Below are 8,673 nucleotides of genomic sequence, written 5' to 3' on the forward strand. Positions count from 1 at the left end.
ACGTCAATATCCCGCGCGCGGACGAGACGGAGTGACGCGGCCCGCCCCGGCCCGTACGCCCCCCGGCGACACGCCCCGTACCGCCGCCCGCGGGGCCATCGGCCCGTCTCTCCCGCCCGCGATACTCGACACCCTGCGCGGACGCCCCCAGCGCCTGCCCGACACCCCCCGAATGGCCCGCCACGGCTGGTGGGGCGTCGTCCTCGAAGCGCCCGACCCGGCGGCGCTGGCACGCTTCTACGTCCGGGTGCTGGGCTGGCGGATCGACAAGGAGGAGCCGGACTGGGTGGCCATCGCCCCCGAGGAGGGCGTCGCCTACCTGGCCTTCCAGCGCTCGGCGGACTACGTCCCCCCGGTCCGGCCCGCCCGGGACGGAGCCCCACGCATCACGATGCATCTGGACTTCGAGGTCACCGACCTCGACGCGGCCGTGGCCGACGCCCTGTCCCTCGGCGCGCCCCGCGGCCCACCAGCCCCAGCCCGGCGTCCGCGTCCTCCTCGACCCCGCGGACCACCCCTTCTGCCTCTACCTCGCGGACTGAGCCCCGCCCCGGGCCCCGAGCCCCGGGCTCACGCCTCGCGCCGCTCCAGGAACTCCCGGACGAGGTCGAGGCGCCGGTAGGCGTCGTCGAACCAGGCGTCGTCCAGCGGCACGGGCACCGTCACCCCCGCGCCGGACGCCTGCGCGTCCTTGACGGTGACGTGGCACCGGCCTCCGTCGTCCTCGTCGAGCTCGACGTACAGCCACGGAGCAGCGGCCCCGTCGCGCCAGGAGATCTCGTGCCCGGTGTCGAGCAGGTCCAGCGCCTGCTGCCACTCCCCCAGGTCGTCCCCGGATATCGCGGTCCGCAGGCTGCCGGACACGAAGGGCGTCTCGACCACGAACTCCCCGCTCAACAGGACGTTCTTGTCCTTCCCACTGATCCGCAGCACGACGCTGTTCCCGTCACCCTCGAATCGGAACAGATCGATCGGCTCCTCGGCCATGACGGCCCCCTCCCGGCTCGCACGTGCCCCGATCGTACGGCCCGCCTCCCTCATCCCCTCCCGGAGCCCGCCCGCCTCGGGCCGGGCCCTCGCCGCCTCGGTTCTCAGAACCCGACCAGGGACTTGTCGAGCACTCCCCCCAGGGCGCCGTAGACGCAGCAGCGGACCGTGTGTCCCGCCCTGCGGCGGAACCCGGACACCACGGCGAGCAACAGCGCGAAGAACCCCGCCCCGACCGCCGGTGCGATCGGGCCGAGGAGGAAGAGGAGGCCCCGACACTTCCCGGCGGGAGCGCGCGTTCATGCCACACATCTATGTGGATCTTGGTCTCGCACTGCTCCGGTCGCATGAACTCATTGCATAACCGCCGGGCCGGGCCTGTGCCGAGATCCGCTGGAAAGCAGCACAGACGGAGCCACGTGCCGCCCAGGTCGTCGGCCTCGTCCGCCTGATGTCACGCGGGCGTACGGTTGCGGCGTGGCGAGCGAGCACCTGGGAGAGACCCTGCGGCGGCTGCGGCGGCTGGCCGACCTCACGCAGGAGGAGTTGGCGGAGCGGTCGGGTGTGTCCGTGGACGTCGTCCGGCAGTTGGAGCAGCGGCGGAAGCATTCGGCGCGGCTGCCGACGCTGCACGCGCTGGCGAACGGGCTCGGCGTGGAGCTGACGACGCTGCTCGGGGATCCGCCGGGGGTCACCGCTTCCGGGGAGAGCGACGGGCCGCGTTTCGTCGCCGTGCGGAGGGCGATCATGCCCGCGCTCTGGGGGCCGCCGCCCCCTCCCCTCGGGGCGGACTTCTCGCCGAGTGGGCTGCGCGACCGTATCGCGGAGGCCTGGACGCAGTACCACGACGCCGAGTTCGACGCCGTCATGAAAGCCCTGCCCGACCTGATCGCCGAGGCCCGCGGCGCCTCGGCCGCAGGTGGCGACGACGAACGGGCCGCCGGTTTCGCGGCGTTGGGGAAGTCGCTCCAGCTCGCCGGGCACGTGGCGGTCCGCATGGGCAAGACGGACCTCGCGCTCGCGGGCCTGGAGCGCGCGGTGGGCGCGGCGGAGCGGTCCGCCGATCCGCTGCTCCTTCCGATGATCGTCAACTCGACGGCCTGGACCTACCAGCGGCAGGGCCGCCTGGAGGACGCCCTTGCCATCGCGTTGCACGCGGCGGACGCGATGAAGGCCGCGGACCTCACGTCCACCGCCGCCGGGCTCAAGGTGTGGGGTGGGCTGACCATGAGCGCCGCCACCTCCGCCGCACGCGGCGGCGACTACGAGCGGGCGGCGGCCATGATGGCGGCGGCCGAGAAGGAGGCGGCCCGCGTCGGGAAGCTGCCCGCAGGCGGCGACAACCGGATGGTCAGCGTCTTCAGCCCGTCCTCCGTCCGCATCGAACGCGTCCGTCTCGCCGTCCAGTACGGCCGCTCCTCCGACGCACTGGCCCTCGCGAAGGGCATGCGGCTGTCGAAGGACACCCCGCCGTCCTGGCGTACCTGGCTGCTCCTGGACGTGGCCCGCGCCCACTCGGACGTCGGCGACGCGGCCGGCGCGGTGAAGACCCTGGAGTCCCTGCGCCGCGTGGCCCCCGCGTGGATGCAGCACCACACCCTCGCGGTGGCGATCGTCCACGATCTCTGGGCGCTGCCCAACCATCCCGCGGGCCTGCGCCCGTTGGCCGAGTTTCTCGGCGTCGCCGATTAGCGTCGCAAAAGTAGGACGCTACGTCACTGTCGGTGCTCCGGGGGCTACGCCAGGCTGAACGGCAAGGTCCCGTCCTCTCTTCCACGACCGGACCTGGCCGGCACCCCGGCCGTCGCGCACGCCGCCCCCCAGCGCAGGGTCCGACATGAGCGAAGCAATCAGCACCACCCGTCACCTGGAACTGCCCTGCGAGGCGTCCGCCGTTCAGTGGGCGCGGGCGCAGGCGCAGGACGTGTTCAAGGGGTGGGGGGTGCCGGACGGGACCGCCGAGGACGCGTTGCTCGTCATCTCGGAACTGGTCACCAACTGCCTTCGGCACGCCTCTGGTTCGCCTGTGAATCCGGGGTGCCTGCTCAGTCTGCGGCGGCTGCCGGATCACGTGCTGGTGTGCGTGTACGACGACGACCGGCGGCCGCCCGTGCTGCGGCATCCGTCCGAGGACGAACCCGGTGGGCGGGGACTCCAGTTGGTCGCCGGGCTGAGCCAGAACTGGGGTTACGCCTATCCCGCGCCCAGCTCCGGGTAGTCCGTCTGGGCCCAACTGGCCCTGCCCGCATGAACGGAGATCACCGTATGCCCGTGAACCGGCAGCCCCTTCCCTGCGGGGAGCGTGCCGCGCTGCCCGCGGAACTGGCGGGCGCGGCACAGCGGCTGGCCCCGCCCGGCAGCGCCGGGCCTGAGGACGTGGAGCGCGAGCTGCGCTGCGTGCTGGAGGCGCACGCGCTCGGCGATCACCATGCCTTCGTCCTCGAACTGCCCCGCGACGGCGCGGTGTGGACGGCCTGGACGCGTGGGCGCCCGCCGCAGGGCGTCACCGTACGGGCGGACTGCCCGGGCGTCGGGCCGCTCCCGGCGAGGGAGCCGTGCGGCGAGTTCGCCGGGCATCCGGGCGCGCACACGTGGGGGGTGGGGGACCGGGGCTGAAGTCCGCCGGAGGGTCGGCGTACGGCCGCGAGTGCGGCCAGCACCGTACGGACGGCGGCGCCCCCGCCCGCGGGTGGCAGGATGCCGCCGGGACGGCCACCGAGGAGAGGGAGAGCGCTGATGGCGGACGGCAACGGCTTCGGGTTCGGCGGACTGCACCATGTGCAACTGGCCGTTCCCGCGGGGAGTGAGGGGAAGTGCCGGGCGTTCTGGGGCGGCGTCCTCGGCATGGACGAGGTGGCGAAGCCGCCCGCGCTCGCCGCGCGCGGGGGGTGCTGGTTCCGGGGCGGGGGGCTGGAGGTGCACCTCGGGGTGGAGGCGGATTTCGGGCCCGCCCGCAAGGCGCATCCGGGGATCCTCGTGCGGGGGCTGGCGGAGCTGGCCCGGCGGCTGGAGGCGGGCGGGCACACCGTGACGTGGGACGGGGACTTCCCCGGCCACGACCGCTTCTACGCCCACGACCCGTTCGGCAACCGGCTGGAATTCCTCGAGCCGCACGAGCCCGCATGAGCCGCCTACGCCCCAGGGGCGCCTGGGCGCGGACCGGCCCCGGATCAGTACCCCGCGCATGGTCCGCAACCGGCCATCGGGGCGAGGGACGGTGCCCCCGGACGGGGCGTGATCGTTTGGGAGGGTGACGGCCGCGGGCGCTCGCGGCCGGGGTCCCCCGCGGGAGGCGGCGGGGGGAGCACGCGAGGAGGGCGGCGCCGCATGACCTCGACCGAAGTCCGCGTCATCTGCGGGGAGCGGGTCGGACTGCCCGCCGCCCTGGTGGGCGCCGCCCGGCGGCTCGCGCCCTTCGCCAGCACGGTGCCCGAGGACGTGGAGAGGCAGTTGCGCTGCACGCTGGAACGGCACTCGCTGGGCGATCACCACGCCTTCGTCATGGAGCTGCCGGGCCGCGCACACGGCGCGGTGTGGACGCGCTGGATCCGCGGACGGCGGCCCGCGACCGTCTTCGTCCTGCCCGACTGCACGGGCACCGGCCCGCCGCCCGCGTACGAGCCCTGCTGCGAGTTCGCCGCCCATCCGGGCGCGCACAGCTGGGAGTTGCGGGACGGGCGGGACTTCCGCTGACCGTGCGGCGGACCCCGGAAGGAGCGCCGGGCCCGCCGTCGCCCCCCGCCGGGGGTACCCGGCTCAGACCCCCGCCAGCTCCGCCGGCCGCCGCGCCCGGTCCTCCGTCAGCGCCCGCGGCGGCTCCCCCGCCGCCACCTCGCGGTGTGCCTTCCAGCCGCGCGCCCACCGGCCCGCCGCCCAGGCCGCCGCGCGCTCGTCGGGGGTGAACTCCCGTTCCACCGCGGCCTCGTACGCCGTGTGGAAGGCGGCGGGCCCCTCGACGGAGGGGGCCACGTCCGCCGCCGCGAACCCGGCGAGCACCGCCTCCGGCGCCAGGACGAGGCTGTCCCGGTCGTAGGCGACGTACAACTCCTCGCCGCGCCAGCGGAAGTTCTCCGGCAACCATTCGCCGTGGCCGAGGACGTACGGCTCCCGCACGCCGCGAGGCGCTCACGGGCGCGGCGGCCCGCGTGTTCCAGCCAGTCGGGGCCGGTCACCGGGCCGCGGGCGGGGTCGGCGTCCTCGGCGGTCGGCCACACGCCGGGCTCGTCGTGGTCCCAGCGGTTCCAGGACGGCTTCGGGTCGAGGTCGGCGCGGGCGGCCGACGGGGCGGCGAGCCGCACCATCCGCGCGAGCGCGGCGGCGTACGGGCGGGGGTCGCGGCCCGAGGTCGGGGTGCGGCCACCGCCCTCGACGAGCGCCTCGACCGTGGCCGTCCACCGTCCGAGCGGGGTGGGCGGCAGGATCGGCTCGGGGGCCGGGAAGCCCGCGGCGTACAGCGCGCTCTGCACGGCGAAGCAGTGCGCGACGCGCGGGGCGGTCTCGCGGACCTTCACCACGACCTGCCGCCCGTCGGCGAGTCCGGCGCCGACCACGACGGACAGCCGCCCGCCGCGGAACCGCTCGGCGGCGACCGGCGACGCGAGGTGGCGCGCGCACCACCGCGCGAGCAGCGCCGCGTCAACCCGGGGAAGCTCCATGGCGCGCCACCCCACTCACGCGGCGGCCTTCCGCGGGCCGGAAACGGAACGCGGCGGCGGAGGGTGCGCGGGGCGCGGCCGCGCAGCGGGCGGATTGTCAGTGGTGGCGCGTAGCGTCGTCGGCATGGGTGCTCGTATCGATCTCACGCTCGACGCCAACGACGTCGCCGCGCTCACCGCTTTCTGGAAGACCGCGCTCGGTTACGTGGACGAGCCGCCGCCCGCGCCGTTCGATACGCGTGACGAGTGGCTGGCCTCCTTCGGTATCGACCCGGCGGACGCCGCCAGCGAGGGGGCCTGGCTGTGCGACCCGGACGGGACGGGCCCGCGGCTGTCGATCCTGCGCGTTCCGGAACCGAAGACGGCGAAGAACCGGCTGCACGTCGACATACGCGTGGCGGGCGGCCAGACCGGGGTCGAGGCGGAGAAGGCCCGCCTGGTCGCCGCGGGGGCACGCGTGGTGTGGCAGGACGAGGACCACTGCGTGCTCGGCGACCCGGAGGGCAACGAGTTCTGCGTCGCGCCCGACCGCCGGGGCTGACCGGCGCGGCGGCCGACCCGTACCGGGGGGAGGTCCGGACGGGCGGGGCCCGGACGGGGCGCGGCCACCGCGAGCCGTGCGGTCCGTCACCGCTGAGTGCCTGTCAGGGCACAACTGGGAGACGGAGCACGGCTACCGGCCCCGTGGCTGTCCACCCGGCGCACGCCGAGGCCGAGGACGGCGGAGATCAACTGCCCGCGGACGCGCGCGTGGCGGATCGCACACCGTGCGCGGAGCGTGGCAGCAAGGTCAGAGGTCGGTTTGAAGCCTGAGCACCTCCGCAGCGCACCCCCAGGACAATGTGACGCCCGCACCTCCGTGGCCGTAGTTGTGCACCACCGGGGTGCCGTCCTGGAGGCGGTCGCTCTCGACCCGGACGACGTCGCGCGTGGGCCGGGCACCGACGCGGTGCGCAATCACCTGGGCGCCGGCCAAGCGTGGTTCGGTGAGCGTGCAGCGGGCCAGGATGGCCTCGGCAGCAAGGTCGTCAGCGCGCAGGTCCGCGTCTCCGTCGATGGCGGTGCCGCCCAGGACGACGGTGTCCCCGTGCGGGTAGATGCACAGCAGGTCCGGGGAGAGACCTGTGTCCTCGGAGAAGAACTCGATCAGGCCGGGGTTGGTGACGACGACGTGCTGGCCGCGGATCGGCCGCAGCTCCGGGTCGGGGACCAGGTCGCTGGCTCCCAGGCCGGTGCAGTTGACGATGGCCGAGGCCGGTCCGGCGTCGGTGAAGGAGTGCACCCTGCGTTGTTCGACGCTGGCCCCCGCGCCCGCCAGTCGCCGCTGGAGATAGACGAGGTAGACCGGCATGTCGATCAGGGGCACGGTGAAGCGGTAGCCGGAGGTGAACCCGGCCGGGAGTTCGGAGAGCTCGCAGGGGCGGAACCCTGGCAGCGACGTGGCCCAGTCCGGCGGTGAGTCGGCGTGGCGGCTGGCCTCGATGCCGCTGGTCAGCCGTACGCCGGTGGCAGGGTCGCGGGCCAGCTCACGGAAGACCGCCAGGGAATGCCAGCTCCACTGGTCGACCTTGTCCTTGGGCTCGACCAGGTACGGACCCCACATTGCTCCGGCGGCCAGCGAGGTGGCACCGGGGAGTTCCTCGGCGACCACCTTCACCTTCGTGCCGGCCTCGGCGAGCACGATGGCGGTGGTCAGCCCGGACACCCCGGCTCCGATGACGACGACGTGATCGCTCTCGGTCATAGCTATCGACTCTAGCGGGGAGGCAGCGGCTCGGTGTCGTACGGGGAGAGAGCCTGTTCGAGGCCGGGCAGGAAGCTGCTGACGTGGGGGTTGCGCTGCCGTCGGCGGAGATCGGCGACGAGCTGCCGCAGCAAGGCGGTGCTGCGCGGTGACCGTACGGCGTCGAGGCGATCGGCGGCGATCTTGCCAACCTGGCAGGCGAGTTCAAGCTCTCCGCGCGCGCTGTGTCCGAGAGCGAGCCATGCGCCTTCGAAGAGCGCGCGGCGCTGGCTGGGGTCGCCTCGGGGGACGGTGTACGCGCCGGTTGCGAGCAGCGCCGCGCCTTGGCTGAGGAAGCTGTTGGTCGCCGTGGTGGTGCCGTCGCGTCGCTGGGCCCGGCCGAGCTGGACGAGGGCGTAGCCGGCCTGACAGTCGAGGTGGTTGTCGGTGAGGAAGTACATCCACCGCGGCTCGTCGCCGTTGCTGCGCTTGTCGATCATCTCGCGTGCGGTGCTGCGGGTGCGGGCGAAGTCGGCTGCGCGACCGGCGGCGGCGTAGGCGTACGCGAGCCGGGACAGGACGGAGGCCCGTACGGCGATGGGTGCGGCTTCGCTCGCCCGGCGGGCGGCCTCACCGAGGGCGACGGCATCGGCCGGATGGCCTCGGCTGGCTGCTTGGAAGGACAGGTCGGCAAGGATGTGTGCGCACAACGGGAGGTCGTTGACCTGATGCGCGGCTCGCAGAGCGGTGACGAAGTATCGCTGGGCCAGGCCGTGGTCGGCGGCGTCGAAGGCCATCCATCCGGCGAGCTGGCCGATCTCGGCGAGGGCTCCGAGAAGGCGGGTCACGATCGCGGCGGTGTGTCCGCCTTCGTGAAGGAGGAGGCCGACAGACCGGAACTGGGCTCCGACGTAGGGAAGGTGCCTGGCGCCGCCGTGCTCGTCGTCGAGGAGCTGGAGCAGCGGGAGGTTGTGCTCGACCTGGTCCACCAGGGGATCGGCGCCGAGGCCCGCGCTCATACGTGGTGCGTAGGTGCCGCGCCCGGCTGTCCCGTCGAGGTACTGAGAGACAACGGCGGTGAGGCCGGCGCCCGAGATGGCCAGGAACCGGCGGCGGTCGACGAGGCCTCCCAGCACCCAGTCCTCCACGATGTGGCTGAGCCCCTGCGCCGTCCAGGGGCGTGTGAGATCGGTGTCGGCCGGGATCAGCATGGGGTTGCGTCCTTGGAAGTGGTGTAGCGGGTTGGACCTGATCCGGGGGTTTGCTCCGGCGTCCGGGTTGGTGCCCGCATAGCAAGACGGCCACCGG

Annotated in this window: 11 protein-coding genes; 7 read left to right on the forward strand and 4 right to left on the reverse strand. The window is 73.9% G+C overall.

The genetic code is table 11. The features are described 5' to 3' along the window. Window positions 1–31: 31 nt before the first annotated feature. Window positions 32–622: a VOC family protein gene (locus tag ACH4PY_RS22940; protein WP_398185784.1), complete on the forward strand. Its 591-nt coding sequence runs from the start codon at window positions 32–34 to the stop codon at window positions 620–622. Here ACH4PY_RS22940 and ACH4PY_RS22945 read toward each other — a convergent pair. After that, window positions 571–987, reverse strand: coding sequence for a DUF5959 family protein (locus ACH4PY_RS22945; protein WP_398185787.1), 417 nt, complete (start codon window positions 985–987; stop codon window positions 571–573). The genes ACH4PY_RS22940 and ACH4PY_RS22945 overlap by 52 nt on opposite strands. A 477-nt stretch (window positions 988–1,464) precedes the next feature. On the opposite strand from ACH4PY_RS22945, the gene ACH4PY_RS22950 reads away from it, so the two are divergent. The 5 genes from ACH4PY_RS22950 to ACH4PY_RS22970 all read left to right on the forward strand — a co-directional run bounded on the left by ACH4PY_RS22950 (window position 1,465) and on the right by ACH4PY_RS22970 (window position 4,680). Further along, on the forward strand, window positions 1,465–2,679 hold the full coding sequence (locus ACH4PY_RS22950; RefSeq protein WP_398185791.1) for a helix-turn-helix domain-containing protein: 1,215 nt from the start codon (window positions 1,465–1,467) through the stop codon (window positions 2,677–2,679). 145 nt (window positions 2,680–2,824) lie between these two features. Continuing rightward, window positions 2,825–3,205, forward strand: coding sequence for an ATP-binding protein (locus ACH4PY_RS22955; RefSeq protein ID WP_398185794.1), 381 nt, complete (start codon window positions 2,825–2,827; stop codon window positions 3,203–3,205). A gap of 47 nt (window positions 3,206–3,252) precedes the next feature. Further along, window positions 3,253–3,603 carry a hypothetical protein gene (locus ACH4PY_RS22960; RefSeq protein WP_398185797.1) on the forward strand — a complete coding sequence of 117 codons (351 nt, stop codon included), beginning with the start codon at window positions 3,253–3,255 and terminating at the stop codon, window positions 3,601–3,603. Window positions 3,604–3,723: 120 nt separating this feature from the next. After that, window positions 3,724–4,113, forward strand: coding sequence for a glyoxalase (locus tag ACH4PY_RS22965; protein WP_398185800.1), 390 nt, complete (start codon window positions 3,724–3,726; stop codon window positions 4,111–4,113). A gap of 201 nt (window positions 4,114–4,314) precedes the next feature. Further along, a complete protein-coding gene (locus ACH4PY_RS22970) occupies window positions 4,315–4,680 on the forward strand; it encodes a hypothetical protein (RefSeq protein ID WP_398185802.1) in 366 nt (121 codons plus the stop codon). A gap of 63 nt (window positions 4,681–4,743) precedes the next feature. Here ACH4PY_RS22970 and ACH4PY_RS22975 read toward each other — a convergent pair whose 3' ends face one another. Next, window positions 4,744–5,100, reverse strand: coding sequence for a hypothetical protein (locus ACH4PY_RS22975; RefSeq protein ID WP_398185805.1), 357 nt, complete (start codon window positions 5,098–5,100; stop codon window positions 4,744–4,746). 666 nt (window positions 5,101–5,766) lie between these two features. On the opposite strand from ACH4PY_RS22975, the gene ACH4PY_RS22980 reads away from it, so the two are divergent. Next, window positions 5,767–6,183, forward strand: coding sequence for a VOC family protein (locus tag ACH4PY_RS22980; RefSeq protein ID WP_398185808.1), 417 nt, complete (start codon window positions 5,767–5,769; stop codon window positions 6,181–6,183). 249 nt (window positions 6,184–6,432) lie between these two features. Here the strand turns inward: ACH4PY_RS22980 and ACH4PY_RS22985 are convergent, their stop codons facing one another. Further along, window positions 6,433–7,386, reverse strand: coding sequence for an FAD-dependent oxidoreductase (locus tag ACH4PY_RS22985; protein WP_398185811.1), 954 nt, complete (start codon window positions 7,384–7,386; stop codon window positions 6,433–6,435). Window positions 7,387–7,397: 11 nt separating this feature from the next. Further along, window positions 7,398–8,576, reverse strand: a complete 1,179-nt coding sequence (locus tag ACH4PY_RS22990) for a transcriptional regulator (RefSeq protein ID WP_398185814.1) — start codon at window positions 8,574–8,576, stop codon at window positions 7,398–7,400. Window positions 8,577–8,673: the final 97 nt, after the last annotated feature.

Source organism: Streptomyces sp. NPDC021224 (assembly GCF_044332905.1).
Taxonomy (GTDB): Bacteria; Actinomycetota; Actinomycetes; order Streptomycetales; family Streptomycetaceae; genus Actinacidiphila.